Annotated in this window: 1 protein-coding gene; it reads right to left on the bottom strand. The window is 60.4% G+C overall.

The features are described 5' to 3' along the window. Positions 1–148: 148 nt before the first annotated feature. Positions 149–496: an HNH endonuclease gene (locus tag SM447_RS29735; RefSeq protein WP_474576181.1), complete on the bottom strand. Its 348-nt coding sequence runs from the start codon at positions 494–496 to the stop codon at positions 149–151. Positions 497–558 lie beyond the last annotated feature (62 nt).

The following is a 558-nucleotide window of genomic DNA, read 5'->3' as shown; positions in this document are numbered from 1 at the left end:
GCCGCAAAGTGCCCCGCTTTGTGCCCCGGTGTCCCCCAGAGCCTGAGCTCCGGGGGTGTTGAGGGTGTCGGGGTCAATCGGTCGGGCTAGGGCTGAGCCACAGGCTCCGTCAAAGCAACTCGAAGTCCACCCCGCCAGCCCAGTACTCTCAATCGTCCCGCTTGTTGTCCGCCTGCGTCCCGAATTGGAGGTGATCGGGGTTCATGCAGAGGCGGTTATGGCAGCGATGGCGGACCACCATAGCCTCGTCCACGACAGCCCTTTCAAGGACGCAGAGGATGAAGCGGTAGGCCCTGATCTGCCGACCTCGAAACCGGACCTTTCTGGGGGCGACTGTGCCCGTCACCTTGCAGCCGTTCCGGTCAGTACTGGTTTCTGCAAGGAGTGAGAGGGCCCGTTGCCGGGCCTCCTCGTAGTGGTTTTCCATGATGTCCCGAAGCCAGACTTCACTTTCATCTTCGTAGACTATCGGGACTTGGTGCATCGGGGTCTTCAATACAGATCTCCTTCAGCCACTGGCTGCACCTCGATCTTCGAGAACTCTTCATCCAGTAGCGG

Source organism: Micromonospora aridisoli, from assembly GCF_056150025.1.
The sequence above is the reverse complement of the archived record's forward strand: the minus strand, read 5'-3'. Positions and strand labels throughout refer to the sequence as shown.